The 16,085-nt window shown below is 71.8% G+C and carries 18 protein-coding genes; 11 read left to right on the top strand and 7 right to left on the bottom strand.

Annotation, left to right across the window (positions count from 1 at the left end):
* The first annotated feature begins 340 nt into the window (after positions 1–340).
* Positions 341–1,738 carry an MFS transporter gene (locus ABD366_RS17255; RefSeq protein ID WP_411293637.1) on the top strand — a complete coding sequence of 466 codons (1,398 nt, stop codon included), beginning with the start codon at positions 341–343 and terminating at the stop codon, positions 1,736–1,738.
* A 155-nt stretch (positions 1,739–1,893) separates the two neighbouring features.
* Positions 1,894–2,577 carry an O-methyltransferase gene (locus tag ABD366_RS17250; protein ID WP_324766737.1) on the top strand — a complete coding sequence of 228 codons (684 nt, stop codon included), beginning with the start codon at positions 1,894–1,896 and terminating at the stop codon, positions 2,575–2,577.
* 50 nt (positions 2,578–2,627) lie between these two features.
* Here the strand turns inward: ABD366_RS17250 and ABD366_RS17245 are convergent, their stop codons facing one another.
* Positions 2,628–3,029 (bottom strand): FHA domain-containing protein, encoded by a 402-nt coding sequence (locus ABD366_RS17245; RefSeq protein ID WP_324766738.1) that lies wholly within the window; start codon positions 3,027–3,029, stop codon positions 2,628–2,630.
* Positions 3,030–3,102: 73 nt separating this feature from the next.
* Between ABD366_RS17245 and ABD366_RS17240 the strand changes: the two genes are divergently transcribed.
* Both ABD366_RS17240 and ABD366_RS17235 read left to right on the top strand, forming a co-directional pair.
* A complete protein-coding gene (locus ABD366_RS17240; RefSeq protein ID WP_324766739.1) occupies positions 3,103–3,420 on the top strand; it encodes an antibiotic biosynthesis monooxygenase family protein in 318 nt (105 codons plus the stop codon).
* A 123-nt stretch (positions 3,421–3,543) separates the two neighbouring features.
* A complete protein-coding gene (locus ABD366_RS17235) occupies positions 3,544–4,173 on the top strand; it encodes a glyoxalase (protein ID WP_324766740.1) in 630 nt (209 codons plus the stop codon).
* A 32-nt stretch (positions 4,174–4,205) separates the two neighbouring features.
* Here ABD366_RS17235 and ABD366_RS17230 read toward each other — a convergent pair whose 3' ends face one another.
* Positions 4,206–4,748: a hypothetical protein gene (locus ABD366_RS17230; RefSeq protein WP_324766741.1), complete on the bottom strand. Its 543-nt coding sequence runs from the start codon at positions 4,746–4,748 to the stop codon at positions 4,206–4,208.
* Between the two features lie 243 nt (positions 4,749–4,991).
* A complete protein-coding gene (locus tag ABD366_RS17225; RefSeq protein ID WP_324766742.1) occupies positions 4,992–5,675 on the bottom strand; it encodes a hypothetical protein in 684 nt (227 codons plus the stop codon).
* Positions 5,676–5,846: 171 nt separating this feature from the next.
* Between ABD366_RS17225 and ABD366_RS17220 the strand changes: the two genes are divergently transcribed.
* On the top strand, positions 5,847–6,347 hold the full coding sequence (locus tag ABD366_RS17220) for a GNAT family N-acetyltransferase (RefSeq protein ID WP_324766743.1): 501 nt from the start codon (positions 5,847–5,849) through the stop codon (positions 6,345–6,347).
* Positions 6,348–6,537: 190 nt separating this feature from the next.
* On the opposite strand, the gene ABD366_RS17215 is transcribed toward ABD366_RS17220, so the two are convergent.
* On the bottom strand, positions 6,538–8,619 hold the full coding sequence (locus ABD366_RS17215) for an MDR family MFS transporter (RefSeq protein ID WP_324767480.1): 2,082 nt from the start codon (positions 8,617–8,619) through the stop codon (positions 6,538–6,540).
* Positions 8,620–8,780: 161 nt separating this feature from the next.
* Between ABD366_RS17215 and ABD366_RS17210 the strand changes: the two genes are divergently transcribed.
* Positions 8,781–9,605, top strand: a complete 825-nt coding sequence (locus ABD366_RS17210) for a peptidoglycan-binding domain-containing protein (RefSeq protein WP_324767481.1) — start codon at positions 8,781–8,783, stop codon at positions 9,603–9,605.
* Between the two features lie 62 nt (positions 9,606–9,667).
* Here the strand turns inward: ABD366_RS17210 and ABD366_RS17205 are convergent, their stop codons facing one another.
* On the bottom strand, positions 9,668–10,336 hold the full coding sequence (locus ABD366_RS17205; protein ID WP_324767483.1) for an HAD-IA family hydrolase: 669 nt from the start codon (positions 10,334–10,336) through the stop codon (positions 9,668–9,670).
* A 396-nt stretch (positions 10,337–10,732) separates the two neighbouring features.
* On the opposite strand from ABD366_RS17205, the gene ABD366_RS17200 reads away from it, so the two are divergent.
* From ABD366_RS17200 to ABD366_RS17190, 3 genes are all read left to right on the top strand, one after another.
* Positions 10,733–11,386: an HNH endonuclease family protein gene (locus ABD366_RS17200; RefSeq protein ID WP_324767485.1), complete on the top strand. Its 654-nt coding sequence runs from the start codon at positions 10,733–10,735 to the stop codon at positions 11,384–11,386.
* A gap of 138 nt (positions 11,387–11,524) precedes the next feature.
* A complete protein-coding gene (locus tag ABD366_RS17195; RefSeq protein ID WP_324767486.1) occupies positions 11,525–13,210 on the top strand; it encodes an alkaline phosphatase D family protein in 1,686 nt (561 codons plus the stop codon).
* Positions 13,211–13,391: 181 nt separating this feature from the next.
* Positions 13,392–13,838 carry a DoxX family protein gene (locus tag ABD366_RS17190; protein WP_324767487.1) on the top strand — a complete coding sequence of 149 codons (447 nt, stop codon included), beginning with the start codon at positions 13,392–13,394 and terminating at the stop codon, positions 13,836–13,838.
* An 80-nt stretch (positions 13,839–13,918) separates the two neighbouring features.
* On the opposite strand, the gene ABD366_RS17185 is transcribed toward ABD366_RS17190, so the two are convergent.
* Positions 13,919–14,473: a superoxide dismutase family protein gene (locus ABD366_RS17185; RefSeq protein WP_324767488.1), complete on the bottom strand. Its 555-nt coding sequence runs from the start codon at positions 14,471–14,473 to the stop codon at positions 13,919–13,921.
* A 222-nt stretch (positions 14,474–14,695) separates the two neighbouring features.
* On the opposite strand from ABD366_RS17185, the gene ABD366_RS17180 reads away from it, so the two are divergent.
* Positions 14,696–15,325, top strand: coding sequence for a DedA family protein (locus ABD366_RS17180; protein ID WP_324767489.1), 630 nt, complete (start codon positions 14,696–14,698; stop codon positions 15,323–15,325).
* 7 nt (positions 15,326–15,332) lie between these two features.
* Here the strand turns inward: ABD366_RS17180 and ABD366_RS17175 are convergent, their stop codons facing one another.
* On the bottom strand, positions 15,333–15,566 hold the full coding sequence (locus tag ABD366_RS17175) for a DUF2277 domain-containing protein (RefSeq protein ID WP_324767490.1): 234 nt from the start codon (positions 15,564–15,566) through the stop codon (positions 15,333–15,335).
* 126 nt (positions 15,567–15,692) lie between these two features.
* Here ABD366_RS17175 and ABD366_RS17170 point away from each other — a divergent pair, with 126 nt between their 5' ends.
* Complete coding sequence (locus ABD366_RS17170; RefSeq protein WP_324767491.1) at positions 15,693–16,052, top strand: hypothetical protein; 360 nt, start codon at positions 15,693–15,695, stop codon at positions 16,050–16,052.
* Positions 16,053–16,085: the final 33 nt, after the last annotated feature.

Raw genomic sequence — 16,085 nt, 5'->3', positions numbered from 1 at the left:
GGTTCGCACCACCCCCGGTATGAGACGCACGCAACCCCCACTTCACCTGTCTGTCCACTCGGTTTTGACCGGAAGACACCGGTCGGAACGGCGGTGGAGCCCATTTCGCCGCGCTCTACACGGGCTCGGTTCCGCGACAAAGATCACAGATTAGATTGTTTGCGAAGCGTAAGGCCATCTGCGTTTTCCCAGCTCAGAGCACGTTTCCGAACGCAACGCAGCGGAACCGGCACTACACGTTACGTTCCCGAACGCCCCTATGGTCCTTTTGAGGCCGTTCCCCGTTTTCCCGTGGACGGCCTCTGCCCTTGTCCTCCACGAAAGGCAGGCGAGCGGACCCTTGGCCAGCGCCACGTCCATCGCAGTCAGTACCGGCAAGGTCTCCGTACCTGTGCGGAACCGGGACCGGAACCGCACCTCGTCCGATGTCACCGTCACCGACCCGTCCCTGGTCAAGCGCGCGGTGAAGGCCGCGGCGCTCGGCAACGCGATGGAGTGGTTCGACTTCGGCGTCTACGGCTACCTGACCGCGACGCTCGGCCACGTCTTCTTCCCGACGGCGTCCAGCACGGCGCAGGTCCTGTCCACGCTCGGCACGTTCGCCGCCGCCTTCCTCGTGCGCCCCATCGGCGGCGCCTTCTTCGGCCCGCTCGGCGACCGCATCGGCCGCCAGCGCGTCCTCGCCATCACCATGATCATGATGGCGGCGGGCACGTTCGCGATCGGCCTGATCCCGTCGTACAACGCCATCGGGGTGTGGGCGCCGGTGCTGCTGATCGTGGCGCGCATGCTCCAGGGCTTCTCGACGGGCGGTGAGTACGGCGGCGCGTGCACGTTCATCGCCGAGTACGCCCCCGACAAGCGGCGCGGCTTCTTCGGCTCGTTCCTGGAGTTCGGCACGCTCGTCGGCTACGTGGCGGGCGCGGGCCTCGCGACGGCGCTGACGACCCTTCTCTCCGACGGCGACCTGTACAGCTGGGGCTGGCGCCTGCCGTTCCTGATCGCCGGGCCGATCGGCCTGGTGGGTCTCTACGTGCGGATGAAGCTGGAGGAGACCCCCGCGTTCAAGAAACTGACGGAGGAGGCCGAGAGCAAGCAGAAGGAACGGCCGAAGCCGAAGCTCAAAGACATGTTCGTAGGCAACGGCAACGCGATGGCGCTGTGCATCGCCCTCGTCCTCGTCTTCAACGTCACCGACTACATGCTCCTCTCCTACATGCCCACCTTCCTGAGCGAGGAGCTCGGCTACGACGCCACGCACGGCACGCTGATCCTCATCGCCGTGATGGTGCTCATGATGTGCGTGCAGATCCCGATGGGCCGGGCCAACGACCGCTACGGCCACCGCGTCGTGATCGGCGCGGCCTGCGCCGGCTTCGTCGTGCTCTCCGTCCCGGCGGTGCTGCTGATCCGCGCGGGCTCCACCTGGGCCATCGCCCTCGGCCTCGCCGCCCTCGGCCTGCTCCTGGTCGGCTTCACGTCGTCGATGCCCTCGACGCTCCCGGCGCTGTTCCCGACGAAGGTCCGCTACGGCTCCCTGTCCGTCGGCTTCAACCTCTCGGTGTCCCTGTTCGGCGGCACCACCCCGCTCGTCGCGGCGGCCCTCATCGCGGCCACCGGCGACCTGATGATCCCGGCCTACTACATGATGGCCGCGGCCGTCGTCGGCGGCATCGCGGCCTGGCGCATGCGCGAGTCGGCGGGCCGCCCGCTCCCGGGGTCACCGCCCGCCGTCTGATCCGGCGGCCGGAGCGGGATCGCGGTCCACGAGCACGGCGCAGGGGCGGCGGAGCAGGGGCGGCGGCACAGGGTTGCGCCACCGCCCCTCCGTCTGCCGCCGCCCGTCCGTCGGCACCCGCCCCCGCGTCCGCCCCCGCGCCTAGGCTGACGGCCATGACCTCTCACCCCGAGCCCCAGCAGCCCGCTCCCGCCGCCGTCGACGCGTATCTCAGCGACCTTCTCGCCCCCGCCGACGAAGCGCTGGCCGCCGCTCTCTCGGACAGCGAGGCGGCGGACCTGCCCAGCATCAGCGTCACCGCCACCAACGGAAAGCTGCTGCACCTGCTCGCCCGGATCCGAGGCGCCCGCCGCATCCTGGAGATCGGCACGCTCGGCGGCTACAGCACCATCTGGCTGGCCCGCGCCCTGCCCGCCGACGGCAGCCTGATCACCCTGGAGTACAGCCCCCGCCACGCCGAGGTGGCCCGCGCCAACATCGCCCGCGCCGGCCTGGACAAGGTGGTCGAGATCCGGGTGGGCGCCGCCCTCGACTCGCTCCCCCAGGTCGCCGACGAGGGGCACGTGTTCGACCTCGTCTTCATCGACGCGGACAAGGTGAACAACCCGAACTACCTGGACTGGGCGGTGCGGCTGACGCGGCCGGGCAGCGTCATCGTGGTCGACAACGTGGTGCGCGACGGCCGCGTCATCGACGCCGGGAGCACCCAGCCGGACATCACCGGCACCCGTGCGGCGCTCCAGTTCCTCGCCGACCACCCGAAGCTGGAGGCGACGGCGATCCAGACGGTCGGCGCCAAGGGATACGACGGCTTCGCCGTGGCGTACGTACAGGAGTGAGCAGCGGGGCGTGGTGTGGCTGCCTCAACCCTCCGCCTCTGCCCTCCGCCTCAACTCTCCTGGTAGAAGCCCACGTTCACGCTGCGCGGCCCGCCCCGGTCGAGGACGACGACCTCGCCGGAGCCGCCGCGCGGCAGCCGCAACACCCCTCCGTACGACAGGGGTTGACCCGGCCCCTGCGCGTCCCCGAGCCGCACCCGCACCTCCGACGCGGGATCACCCTGGGAACCCCGCAGCCAGAAGAGGCTCCACTCCCCGTCGGGCCCGCACTGGAACTCCAGATGCACCCGGGACACGAACAGCCAGTCCTCCGGCGTCACGAGCCGGCACACGCTGCCGTCCCTCCCCACCCGCAGCACGGCCCCCGGCTCACTGGGCGCCTCGGCCATCACCATCCCGGCCGTGGCCCCCGCGTCACCGCCCGCCATCGTGGCCATGGTCAGTTCGAGCACCGCACTCCCCCAGCGTTCGTGTCCGTAGGAGCCGCATACTAGGCGCCGGACGGCCGTGCGGCAGGATGAACCCATGAGCATCGTCAAGATCAACGTCCTGACCGTCCCGGCCGAACAGCGCGAGGTCCTGGAGAAGCGCTTCGCCTCCCGCGCGGGCGCCGTCGAGAACTCGGACGGCTTCGAGTGGTTCGAGCTGCTGCGCCCCGTCGAGGGCACCGACGACTACCTGGTCTACACGCGCTGGCGTGACGAGGAGTCGTTCCGGGCCTGGATGGAGGGCCCGATGAAGGCGGCCCACCAGGGCGGCGGCGACCGCCCGAAGCCCGCCGCCAGCGGCTCCTCGGTCTGGTCCTTCGAGGTCGTGCAGCAGGCGGCGCCGAAGAACGCGTAAGCACGATCCGCCCGGTGTCGCGGGCCCCGCGATACGGCCCGCGAAACGGCCCGCGAAACGGCCCGCGATACCGGTCAGGAATGAAGAAGCCACGGCGGCACCGCCGGTCCTAGCGTTGTCCGCATGACCTCCCTCGCATCCGTAACCCTCGAAGTCGCCGACCTCACGGCCGCCGAACGCTTCTACGCCACCGCCTTCGGCCTCGGTCCCGAGCTGAGCCTGCGGGCCACCGAGGAGCCGGCTTCCGGCTTCCGCGGATTCACGCTGTCGCTCACGGTCTCCCAGCCGGCCGACGTCGACGTACTCGTCCGGGCAGCCCTCGAGGCCGGCGCCACCACGCTGAAGCCGGCCTCGAAGTCGCTCTGGGGTTATGGCGGCGTCGTCCAGGCCCCGGACGGGACCATCTGGAAGCTCGCCACCTCGGCCAAGAAGAACAGCGGCCCGGCCACCGGGCACATCGACTCGGTCGTGCTGCTGCTCGGTGTCGAGGACATGAAGGCGAGCAGGCAGTTCTACGTCGGTCAGGGCCTGGCCGTGGCCAAGAGCTTCGGCAGCAAGTACGTGGAGTTCGCCGCCGGGACGGGGCCCGTCACGCTGGCGCTGTACAAGCGCACCGCGCTGGCCAAGGACGCCGGTGTTCCCGCAGACGGCACGGGTTCGCACCGGATCGTGCTGGGCGGCACCGCCGGGTCGTTCACCGACCCCGACGGTTTCGCCTGGGAAGCGGCGTCCCTGGCCAGGACGGGCGAGTAGCGGCCTCGCGGGCTCCGCGGCTCAGCGGCTGCTCAGAGGCTCAGCAGGCGCTCGGCCGTCTCCCGGTAGTCCTGGAGCGCCAGGCGGAGCCGCTCCGTGTCCTCATGGGACTCCTCCCAGGACGTCCGCAGGGTACGGCGGCGGCCGGCGAGGGTCTCGGTGAGCCGGACCGTCAGGTCCTCCAGGACGTGGTCGGCCTCCTCCACCGCGGCCCGGGGCTGGTCCACGAACCCGGCGACGGCGTGCTTGAGGCGTCCCGCCAGGTCGTCACGGGCGTCGGGAGCGACCAGGGTGGACGAGGTGCCGTTTCCGTGGTGCGCCGCCGGTCCGTCCAGGCCGTGCCGTGGGCTGTCGCCGTGGTGGCCGGCGCCGGTACCCGCCGGGCCGGTATGCGCCGGACCGGTACCCGCCGGGCCGGGGTTCGGAGTGGCGAGGGGGTCCGTGGCGCCCGCGCCCGGTGCGGCCAGCGGATCCGGTGCGGCGAGCGGGTCCGCGCCCTGGCCCGTGCCCTGGCCCGGTACCTGCTCGTGCCGCGGCTCGTACCCGGGCTCCGGCGGGGCGTCGTGCCGAGGCATGCGCGGGGGCTCGTGAGCGCCGGGCGCCGGCGGCTCGCGCAGCGGGTCACCGCCCGTCACCGAACCGTCCCGCTGCCCCGGAACCGACCCCGGCACCCGGCTCTGACCCGGCACCTGACCCTGAGCCGGTACCTGCCCCTGGCCCGGCACCTGACCCTGACCCTGACCAGGCACGGAACCCTCGTGTCGACCCGTCGCGTACTCGTCGTCCTGCCGCGCTCGATCGATGTCCTTCATCGTCGCTCAACTCCCCTTCGCAAGACGCCCCTTGAGGGGGCTCGTCCGCTCGTGCCGCGTCGTCGTGCCGTCCGTCGCACGGTCGGCCGCCTCGTCCGTCCTGTCGCGGCGGCCGACCTGGCCGCCCGCCCCGATCAGGTCCTCGAACAGGGCCCGCGCCTCGACCATCGCGGCGCGCAGCTCCTCCGTACCGGTACCGCCACCGGCACCGTTCGCCTCGGCACCGTCCAGGTGGGTGTGCGCCGCAAGGTGGACGCGCCGGTAGCCGTGGACGTGCGGGCCGTGGTGCACGGAGAGGGCTTCGAACTGCTCGTCGTAGCGGCTGCCGTCGGGGAAGCCGCGCTCCTTCGCCAGGGCGCCGATGAGCAGGTCGGCCTCGGTGACCGCCTCCGCGGGCGACTCGACGAAGCGCTCCTGGGCCGCGGCCCAGCGCGCCTGGTACCGCTCGCGCGCGGCGGGCTCCAGCTCGTGCGTGTGCAGCGACCCGTGCCGCCGCACCCGCTCCGTCAGCTCCTGCTCGGCGGCTTTCGTGTCGCCGTCGTGCCGGGCGACGACCCGCTCGTACTCGGGCCCGAAACGGCTCCTGAGGCTCCGTCCGCCGCGGGGCTTGGTCCGCGCGGCGAAGACGCCCGCCGCGACGACGACCACGATCCCCACCACGATCAGAGCGATGATCACGCCTGTGGACATGGGTGTCTTCCCGACCTTCCCGGTATCCGTCGAATACGGCTCAGCTGTCAACCGTGCTTACGGTGAACCGGGTTGCCCGCCCCGCCAGGCTCAAACAGGCCGCACGACCCAGGGCTCCCGCAGGACGAAATCCGGTTGCGGCCGCTCACCCCACCGCCCCCACAATGCGCCATGCGCACCCCCTGGACCGTTTCTCCCGAGCCGTACGACTCTCCCGTCGCCGCCGCCCTGTGGCGCGCGTACTACACGGAGGTGAGCGACCGCTGGTATCTGCTGCACGAGGGGCACGCCACCGACCCGGCGGAGCTGGAGCGGGAGATCGCGGCCGAGACCGGTGAGCAACTGGCGCCGCCACGGGGCCAGTTGCTCGTCGGGTGGTACGACGGGGAGCCCGCCGGGACCGCGGGGGTGCGGCTGGTCGGTCCGGACACGGGCGAGCTGACCCGCGTCTTCGTGACCAAGGAGCTGCGTGGCAAGGGCGGGGCTCCGCTGCTCGTGGCGGCGGCCGAGGAGGCGGCCCGCGGCCTGGGCGCCGGGAGCGTCCGCCTGGACACCCGCGGCGATCTCGTCGAGGCCCGCGCCCTGTACGCCCGGCTCGGCTATCAGGAGACCGAGCGGCACAACGACGACATCTACGCCGAGCACTGGTTCGTCAAACGGCTGGCCCGCTAGGACCTGTCTTCAAACTCCCGTCTGCCCCGCGACGCCTGGCACGCACTCTCGCCGCACCGGGCGTAAGGCCAAGTACATCCAGTACGAGGCCTTGCACCCGGCACGCCGAGAGCACGCACCAGACGCCGCGGGGCCGCCCTCCGGGCGACGACGGGAGTTTGAAGACAGGTCCTAGCCGCCGGCACGGGCGTCAGGCGGCGAGCCCCTGCCGTCCGCCGCCACCCCCGGCGTGCGGCCGCTCGGCGTCCGATCCGCACATCTCCGCGTTGAGTTCGCGCACCAACTGGTGCAGATCCGTAGGACGTTCGGGAGTCCACCAGTCGCCGAGCAGCTCCGCGAGCGACTCCTCGCGGGCCGCGCCGAGCCGGGCGGCGACCGCCCGCCCCTCATCGGTGAGGACGAGGTCGAGCCCCTCCCGCACCGCGAGCCGCCGCTCCTCCACCTGCCGCGCCGCCGCGATGATCACCGGCAGGGGTACGGCGCTGCGCTCGGCGAGGACGGCCGGCTCGGCCCAGCCGTACCGGTTGACGCGCAGGAGGAGCCAACTGGCCGCGGGCAGCAGGTCGTAGCCGGCCCGCGCGGTGATCTTCTCGTAGATCTCGCGCCGTCCCTCGCGCGTCCCGAGGGTCGACAGGGCCCGCGCCACCTCGTCGTAGGAGGAGCGCTCCACGGGGTTGGAGGCGAGCGTCTGGGTCGGGTCGGGCGCGGTGACGGAGGCACGCAGCCGGTCCTCGCGCAGGAACCAGGAGAGGACGAAGGCGAGCAGGGCGACCGGGGCGGCGTAGAGGAAGACGTCGGTGATGGAGGTCGCGTAGGCGTGCAGGACCGGCTGGCGCAGGTCGGGCGGGAGGCCGCCGATGCCGCGCGGGTCGGCCTTGAGCGAGTCGGGGCTGACACCGGGCGGCGCCTGCTGCCCGCTCAGCGCCGAAGTCAGCTTGGTGGCAAGGCGGTTGGCGAAGATCGTGCCGAAGATCGCGACGCCGAAGGAGGCTCCGATGGAGCGGAAGAACGTGGCGCCCGAGGTGGCGACGCCCAGGTCCTCGTACGGCACCGCGTTCTGCACGATGAGCACGAGCACCTGCATGACGAGGCCGAGACCGAGACCGAAGACGAAGAAGTAGCCGCTCATCTCCCAGGTGGAGCTGGTCTCGTCGAGGTTGTGCAGGAGCAGCAGGCCGATGGTGGTGACGGCGGTGCCCGCGACAGGGAAGATCTTCCAGCGGCCGGTGCGGCTGACGATCTGCCCGGAGACGGTGGAGGAGAGCAGCAGGCCGATCACCATGGGCAGCATGTGCACACCCGACATGGTCGGCGAGACACCCTGGACGACCTGGAGGAACGTCGGCAGGTAGGTCATCGCGCCGAACATCGCGAAGCCGACGACGAAGCTGATGACGGCGGCGAGGGTGAAGGTGCGGACCCGGAACAGTTTCATCGGCAGCACCGGTTCGGCCGCCCGGAGCTCCACGAACACGAAGACGACGGCGAGCACGACACCCAGCACGGCGAGGCCGATGATCTGCGGCGAGCCCCAGCCCCAGGTCGTGCCGCCGAGCGAGGCGACGAGGACGAGACAGGTGGCGACGGCCGCGATGAGGAAGGTGCCGAGGTAGTCGATGCGGTGTTTCTTCGAGTGGACCGGGATGTGCAGGGCGGCGGCGATGACGAGGAGCGCGACGACGCCGACCGGCAGGTTGACGTAGAAGACCCAGCGCCAGCTCAGGTGCTCGGTGAACAGCCCGCCCAGCAGCGGCCCGAGCACGCTCGTCGCACCGAACACGGCACCGAACAGCCCTTGGTACTTCCCCCTCTCCCGCGGCGACACGAGGTCGCCGACGATCGCCATGGACAGCACCATCAGGCCGCCGCCGCCGAGTCCTTGAAGCGCCCGGAAGCCGATCAGCTGCGGCATGTTCTGTGCCATTCCGCAGAGCGCCGAACCGATCAGGAAGATCACGATCGCGAGCTGGAAGAGCCTCTTGCGCCCGTACTGGTCGCCGAGCTTGCCCCACAGGGGCGTCGCGGCCGTCGCGGCGAGCATGTACGCGGTGACGACCCAGGACAGGTGCTCCAGGCCGCCCAGATCGCTGACGATGGTCGGCAGCGCCGTGGAGACGATGGTCTGGTCGAGCGCGGCGAGCAGCATGCCGAGCAGCAGCGCCCCGATGGAGACGAGGACGCCCCCGGATTTGTGTGCGTCGCCGGGAAGGCCCTGATGCGTACGGGAGCTGCCGCCTCCGCCCGCTGTGGCGCCGGTGTCCTGGCTGCTCATGGCCACCTCCGAAGGCACCCCGGCCCGGTCCGGCCGGGGGCTTGGTACTTCCCATCCTGGTCGGTGCGGCGCGGTTTGGCCTGTTGAGTCGGGGACCGGCGCTGCGGACGTAACCCGGGGTCTGCATAATTCGCTGCAGTTCTCGGGGAGGGGGACCACAGATGAGTGGTGAGCGACGGCGCAAGTGCCCGGAGTGCGGAGCAGGGGTGGGGCCGGACGGGGGTCCGGCGTGCTCCTGCGAGGCGGACGGCTTCGGTCCGCTCCGTGTCCGCCCCTATGTGACCCTGCCCGAGCCCTCACAGCCCCCGCCACCGCGCGTCCCCGACCCGTACGCGCATCCGCCGCTGCCGCCGGAGCAGCCCAGGGCGACGCCCGACGAACCGGCGGACTACGACGACCGGCCCGAGGACAGGCCGCGCCGCGCGCCGGTGCTGCTGCTGGCCGCGGTCGCGGGTGTGCTGAGTGTGGCGGCGCTGGTGACGGTCCTGATCTCGTCGGGCGACGGCGACACGAGCGCCACCGCGCAGGAGGCGACCGCCCCGCTGACCTCGACGTCGGCGCCGCAGCGGCCGACCCCGAACCGGTCCGCCCCGTCGACGCGCACCACGACACCGCCCCCGGCATCCCAGCCGGCCTCGGCCTCCGCATCCCCCACGGCGACACCGACGCCGACCCGCACGCCGTCCCACGCCCCGTCCCCGACCCGCTCGGCAGCGAGCCCGTCCACGACCCCGACACGCAGCCAGACGCGCCCGCCGCAGACACAGGAATCAGTTCTGCGACGCGGCGACCGCGGCCCGCAGGTCGCCGAACTCCAGTACCGGCTGCGGAAGTTGCACCTGTACGCGGACGACCCGGACGGCGACTTCGACAGCCGTACGGAGTACGCGGTGCGCGCCTTCCAGATGTCCCGCGGGATCCGCGACGACTCCCCGGGCACGTACGGCACGGCGACGCGCCAGGCACTGGAGAGGGAGACCCGCTGAGGGTCCCTACGGTCCCTGACAGTCCCTGACGGGCGTACGGAGGCTCCTTCCGCTGGGGCGACTCACCCGATGTGCAGCAGGATCTCCCCGTCGGCGCCGGCCTCGACCCGTACGGCCGTCAGGTCCGGCACATGGACGGTGGGCTCGTGCGCACCCGCGCGGGGCCCGACCCCGACCACCCGCATCCCCGCGGAACGCCCTGCCGCGATTCCGGCGCCCGAGTCCTCGAACACGACGCAGTCGGCCGGGTCGACTCCCAGCTCGGCGGCGCCCTTCAGGAACCCCTCCGGGTCCGGCTTGCTGGCGCCCACGCTCTCGGCCGTCACGCGCACCACCGGGTAGGGCAGCCCCGCGGCGGCCATCCGCCCGGTCGACAACGCGACGTCCGCCGAGGTGACCAGCGCGTGCGCAAGCCCGCCCGAGATGATCGCCTCCAGGAACCCCGCGGCGCCCGCGACGGGCACGACCCCGTCCATGTCGGCGGTCTCGGCGGCGAGCATGCGGGCGTTGTCGGCGTAGTTCTCCGCCATGGGGCGCTCGGGCAGCAGGACGGCCATGGAGGCGTATCCCTGCCGTCCGTGCACGACGCCCATGACGTGGTCGCCGTCCAGCTCGTGCGTGGCGGCCCAGCGCCGCCAGATCCGCTCGACCACGGCGTCGGAGTTGACGAGGGTGCCGTCCATGTCGAGCAGGAGGGCGCGCGCGGACAGAACGGTGGGCGTGGCCGTCATCAACAGTCTCCAGAGAACGCGGACCAACGAAAACAAGGTGGCCCCGCCCACCGGTCAGGGTACGCGGGCGGGAACCACTTTGTTCCCCCACGGTACAAAACACTCCACCGTGATCGCCACCCGCCCCCCACTTAAGCCCGCACTTGAGCCCCTCCGGCGATTGAGGAGCGGGGCCCGGGGCAGAGCCCCGCGACCTCGGCGCAAACCCCGCCCGCCAATAAGGCGACGTACACCCAACCGGCTCAAATCCCCACCCGGATCACCCAGTTACGGCCAAACCCCTTGCTCCGCACACCAACTTGACGCGACCCTGTCACCACCCGCACACCCCACCGAAACCCCCTCCCCCCCACGATGGCCCCACGCCAACACCCCCCCACCCCAAGGGAGCCCGACATGCCCCGCATCTACGCGCGTCACCTCCACCGCGCAGCGACAGGCACCGCCACAGCCGCCCTCCTCACCACCCTCACCCTCCTCACCGCACCGACCGCCCAGGCCGCCCCACCCACCCCGGTGACCGCCGCCACAGCCCGCACCTACCTCGCGGCGCTGACCGTCAAGACAGAGGGCTCCTCCGACGGCTACAGCCGGGACAAGTTCCCGCACTGGATCACCCAGTCCGGCACCTGCAACACCCGCGAGACGGTCCTCAAGCGCGACGGCAAGAACGTGAGCACCGGCTCCGACTGCGCGGCCACGTCCGGCAGTTGGTACTCCGAGTACGACGGCGCCACCTGGACCGCCTCGGGCGACGTGGACATCGACCACGTCGTACCGCTCTCCGAGGCATGGAAGTCCGGGGCGAGCTCCTGGACGACGGACAAGCGCCAGGGCTTCGCCAACGACCTCACCCGCCCCCAGCTCATCGCCGTCACCGACAACGTCAACCAGTCCAAGGGCGACAAGGACCCGGCCGAGTGGATGCCGCCGCGCGCCGCGTACGCCTGCACGTACCTGCGGATGTACGTGCAGGTGAAGCACTACTACGCCCTCTCGGTGGACTCGGCGGAGAAGTCGGCGATCCAGTCCAAACTGAGCGGCTGCTGACACAGGCACCCCGCCCCGCACCCCCACTCCGACCCGGCGTTCCGTACCGTACGGACCCACTGGGGCACGACGAAGCGAGACGAAGCCCGACACCGACCGGTCACCGGTCCGGACGTCGGAGGAGCGGAGGAGAGCAACGTGGCAAGGCTGTGCCTGGGACCACTGCTGAGGTACGTGGACGAGGAGGCGGCGACGGTCTGGGTCGAGGCGAGCCGGCCCTGTGTCGCCGAGGTGCGCTGCGCGGACGGCGCGTCCGGCAGCGCGCACACCTTCCAGATCGACGGCCACCATTACGCGCTGGTGCCGGTCACCGGCCTCACCCCGGGCACCGGAACCCCGTACGAGGTGGTCCTGGACGGCGTCACGGTCTGGCCCGAGCCGGACTCCGCCTTCCCGGCCAGCACCATCCGCACCCCCGCGTACGGGGCGGACGAACCCGTACGCGTCACCTTCGGCTCGTGCCGCTGGGCCGCTCCGCCCGCCTCGGGCTCCTCCTGGCGCGAGCGGAGCCGGGAGCTCGGCGGAGAGCGCGACCCCGTGGGCCCCGACGCCCTCGACACACTCGCCGCCCACCTCGCCGCCGACCCGACGGCCGACCGCCCCGACGTCCTCGTCCTCCTCGGCGACCAGGTGTACGCGGACGAGACGTCACCGGCGACGCAGGAGTGGCTGGCCCGCCGCCGCGACCTCTTGGACCCGCCCGGCACCCAGGTCGCGGACTACCAGGAGTACGCGCACCTCTACTACGAGTCCTGGCTCGACCCGGAGATCCGCTGGCTGCTCTCCACGGTCCCCAGTTGCATGCTTTTCGATGATCACGACGTGATAGACGACTGGAACACCAGCGCCGCCTGGGTCCAGGACATGCGTGCCACACCCTGGTGGCAGGAGCGCATCCTGAGCGGCCTCATGTCGTACTGGGTGCACCAGCACGTAGGCAACCTGACCCCGTCCGAACTCGCCGCCGACCCGCTCTACGCGGCGGTCCGCGCGACCCCCGACGGCACGGACGTCCTGCGTGAGTTCGCCGCGCGGGCCGACGCCGACCCCTCCTGCGCCCGCTGGAGCTACCGCCGCGACTTCGGCCGCGTACGCCTGGTGATGGTCGACACCCGGGCCGCCCGCGTCCTCGACGAGCAGAACAGGGCGATGCTCGACCCGGACGAGGAACGCTGGGTGCGCGAGCAGGCCCTCGAAGGGCAGGACTCCGCCACCGGCGCCTACGACCACCTCCTCATCGGTACGTCACTGCCCTGGCTGCTGCCGCATCTCATCCACGACGCCGAGGTATGGAACGCGGCGATGAGCCGCGGCGAGCGAGGCGCCCGCTGGGCACAGCGCGGCGAGAAACTGCGCAGGCGCGCCGACCTGGAGCACTGGGCGGCGTTCCCGGCCTCGTTCGACACACTCACGGATCTGGTCGCGGAGGCCGGTGGCGGCCCCGCGGCGCCCGCGACCGTCTCGGTCCTGGGCGGCGACGTGCACCACGCGTACATCGCCGAACCGTCCTGGCCGGCGGGCGCCCAGGCCCCCAGCGCCCATGTCCTCCAGCTCACCTGCTCCCCCGTCCACAACTCCATTCCCAGCTATATGCGGGTCGGCTTCCGCTTCGGCTGGAGCCGCACGGGGCGGGCCATCGGGCGCCGTCTGGCCCGGCACGCGCGCGCGGCTGCGCCCCGGATCAAGTGGCGCAGGACCGGCGGCCCCTGGTTCGGGAACCACCTGATGACGCTGACGCTGCGCGGCCGTTCGTCGGACCTCTCCCTCGACCGGGCCGACGCGCGACGCGGCCTGGTCCGGACGGACCACCGCACGATCACCTGAGCCGCGCGCTCCTTCCGGGACCCGAAACGGAATACGACCTTGGCCGAATGTTGAACTTGCAAGCGTTGTTTAGGTGCACCTAACCTGTGGCTCTTCCCCTCCGGTGGCAACGGCGGCAGCGTCGGCGCCGACTCCATCGGTGAACTCGGTTACGTCCCCAACCGAACTGAAGGAGCCCCCCATGACTGGACGTCTCAACAACGCCCAGCCCTACGCCCTCGGCCTGTTCCGCATGGTCGTCGGCCTGCTTTTCGCCTGCCACGGCGCCTCCTCGCTCTTCGGCGTCCTCGGCACCTCCGGGAGCGGCACCGTCGAGGCCGGCACCTGGCCCGGCTGGTACGCGGCCGTCATCCAGCTCGTCGGCGGCGTTCTGGTCCTGCTCGGCCTCGGCACCCGCGCCGCGGCGCTGATCTCGTCCGGGTCGATGGCCTACGCGTACTTCAAGGTCCACCAGCCCGAGGCCCTGTGGCCGCTCCAGAACGGCGGTGAGGCCTCCACGATGTTCTGCTGGGCCCTGCTGCTGCTCGTCTTCACCGGTTCGGGCGCGTTCGGCCTGGACCGGCTGTTCGCCGCGCGCGGCGAACGGGCCGAGGAGGCACGCCCGGAGCGCGCCACGGTCGCGGCCTGACCTTCCCGGCACAGGCACACGACGGCGCCCGCCCTCCCCACGGAGAGCGGGCGCCGTCATGAGCAGCGCGGGCGGTGGTACTAGGACGCCGACGACACCGACTGGAACGGCACCGTCAGACACCCCACGCGCTTGCCCGCCCCGCCCGGCGCGTCATGGATCACGACCGACCCCGCCTCGCCGGCCCGCAGGCCCCACGCCTTGCGGACCGCGACCGCGCCCTTCCCGGTGGCGTCGGTGGTCAAGTCGAGCCACACCTCGTTCGCGGCGGTCGCCTGCTTCGGATCGACCACGTGCTGGTAGTGCCCGCCCGCGGCCTCCGGGTCCGCGCCACAGGGTTTCTGGTGCACGTGCGCGCCGTAGGCGTGGCCCGGGGCCAGCCCCTCGACGCTCAGGCCCACGGTCATGCTCTTCCCGTCGCCGCGCTGGTCGACCGTGATCGACGCCGCCGCGGGCACCAGCTTCATGTCGTACGTCATCGCGGGCGACGCCACGAACGCCATGGGCGGTGAGAAGGTCGCCGCGGCCCGCACCCAATAGCTCTGCGCATAGCTCTGCGCGGTGCCGCCCGCCCCGCCGCCGCCCGCCGCCAGCACGGCCGCCGCGAGAGCGCCGGTCACCATTCCTGCCACCATCGCCAGTTCCTTTGGTCGTCTCGGTACTGGCTCGTTCGTACGCGAAGCGGAGGCCCGGCGCCGCCCGGAGCGGCGCACTCGGGTGAACGTGAGATGGGGAACATCTGTACCCCTTGCGTCACTCGGGCGACACTCCGGGCGTACGCTGTACAGCTGTCATGAAGCCGCTCCTGCCTGGAGGGAACGGTCCCGGGGGAACGTTCGTACAGGAGTTGGCTCGCAGTGCTGGAGAGTGTGGGGTCGCTGACCGGAAGCCCATGGATCTACGCGATCGTGGCGCTCTCCGTGCTCTTCGACGTCTTCGTGCCCGTGCTGCCCAGCGGCGTCCTCGTGATCACCGCGGCCACCGCGGCGGCGGCCGGCTCGGGCGCGGCCACCGGCGCCGTCCCGCACGGTGTGCCGGACCTCCTGGTGCTCACGCTCAGCGCCGCGACGGCCTCCGTCCTCGGCGACCTGGTCGCGTACCGCCTCGCCTGGCGCGGCGGCGAGCGCCTGGACCGCGCCATCGCCCGCTCCCGGCGCCTGACGACCGCGCAGGAACGTCTCGGCGGAGCGCTCGCCCGCTCCAGCGGCGGCCTGCTCGTGATCATCGCCAGGTTCGCGCCCGCGGGCCGCTCGGTCGTCTCCTTCGCGGCCGGCTCCGCACACCGCAAGGTCCGCGAGTTCCTGCCCTGGTCCGCCGCGGCGGGCGTCGCCTGGGCCGCGTACAGCGTGGCGCTCGGCTACTTCGGCGCGCAGTGGCTCGGCGCTAGCTGGCTCTCCACCGTGGTGTCGCTGCTCGCGCTGGTCGGCGCGGGCCTGGTGGCGGCGTACGTGATGCGCCGCCCGGCCCCGAAGCCCCAGGAAGCCTGAGCCGCAGTCAGGAGGCCTGAGCCGCCTTGGGGGCTCCCCGCACCTCCAGACCGTCGAGCAGGGCGGCGGTGGCCCGGGCGATCTCCTCCACGGCCCGGTCGAACACCTCCTGGTTGTGCGCGGCCGGCGCCCGGAACCCGGACACCTTCCGCACGTACTGCAAGGCTGCGGCCCTGATCTCGTCCTCGGAGGCTTCCTCGGGGAGCACGGGCGGGCGAAGGGTCTTGATGCTGCGGCACATGCCTCCAGTCTGCCGCCGCCCGCCGCTCGTCGCCCACCTCTTCCGAACACGCGTTCCGATCGCACGTTCGCGTGAACTCCCCCGACTGGCTCGCACGTCGAATTCGAACAGACGTACCATTGCCGGGTGGCAGCGACCGATGATTCCGACTTCGATTTCCCGAGCGACCTCCGCGCCGGCCAGGAGGAGCTGCACCAGATCCGGGCCGAGCTCCTGGACCTGCTCAAGCGGCTCCCCTGGTCGGTCGCGCCCCTCGACGCGGTCAGCGACACCCAGGGCTGGCGCAAGCTGGAGCGCCCGGCCTCACCGGGCTGGACCGAGGACGAGCAGGCCGAGGTCGAAAAGCTCCGCCGCCGTGAGCTGGAGCTGGCCGTCTTCGTGACGTGCCACCGCTACTGGTCGGACCTGACGGGCCCCGACTCGGTCCGCGCCCGGGCCCGCCTCAAGCACGTACGCGACGGCGGCAGCGGCAGAGACCGGGCTTAGGACGCCACGCGGAACACCGAAGGCCCCCGGCGC

Origin of the sequence: Streptomyces kunmingensis (genome assembly GCF_039533535.1) — a bacterium.
GTDB lineage: Bacteria > Actinomycetota > Actinomycetes > Streptomycetales > Streptomycetaceae > Streptomyces > Streptomyces kunmingensis.
The sequence above is the reverse complement of the archived record's forward strand: the minus strand, read 5'-3'. Positions and strand labels throughout refer to the sequence as shown.

Bases quoted from the DNA above. Each gene is read 5' to 3' on its own strand.
- ABD366_RS17250 (WP_324766737.1), top strand. From the start codon at position 1,894: ATGACCTCTCACCCCGAGCCCCAGCAGCCCGCTCCCGCCGCCGTCGAC.
- ABD366_RS17240 (WP_324766739.1), top strand. From the start codon at position 3,103: ATGAGCATCGTCAAGATCAACGTCCTGACCGTCCCGGCCGAACAGCGC.
- ABD366_RS17235 (WP_324766740.1), top strand. From the start codon at position 3,544: ATGACCTCCCTCGCATCCGTAACCCTCGAAGTCGCCGACCTCACGGCC.
- ABD366_RS17230 (WP_324766741.1), bottom strand. From the start codon at position 4,748: ATGCCTCGGCACGACGCCCCGCCGGAGCCCGGGTACGAGCCGCGGCAC.
- ABD366_RS17225 (WP_324766742.1), bottom strand. From the start codon at position 5,675: ATGTCCACAGGCGTGATCATCGCTCTGATCGTGGTGGGGATCGTGGTC.
- ABD366_RS17220 (WP_324766743.1), top strand. From the start codon at position 5,847: ATGCGCACCCCCTGGACCGTTTCTCCCGAGCCGTACGACTCTCCCGTC.
- ABD366_RS17215 (WP_324767480.1), bottom strand. From the start codon at position 8,619: ATGAGCAGCCAGGACACCGGCGCCACAGCGGGCGGAGGCGGCAGCTCC.
- ABD366_RS17210 (WP_324767481.1), top strand. From the start codon at position 8,781: ATGAGTGGTGAGCGACGGCGCAAGTGCCCGGAGTGCGGAGCAGGGGTG.
- ABD366_RS17205 (WP_324767483.1), bottom strand. From the start codon at position 10,336: ATGACGGCCACGCCCACCGTTCTGTCCGCGCGCGCCCTCCTGCTCGAC.
- ABD366_RS17200 (WP_324767485.1), top strand. From the start codon at position 10,733: ATGCCCCGCATCTACGCGCGTCACCTCCACCGCGCAGCGACAGGCACC.
- ABD366_RS17190 (WP_324767487.1), top strand. From the start codon at position 13,392: ATGACTGGACGTCTCAACAACGCCCAGCCCTACGCCCTCGGCCTGTTC.
- ABD366_RS17185 (WP_324767488.1), bottom strand. From the start codon at position 14,473: ATGGTGGCAGGAATGGTGACCGGCGCTCTCGCGGCGGCCGTGCTGGCG.
- ABD366_RS17175 (WP_324767490.1), bottom strand. From the start codon at position 15,566: ATGTGCCGCAGCATCAAGACCCTTCGCCCGCCCGTGCTCCCCGAGGAA.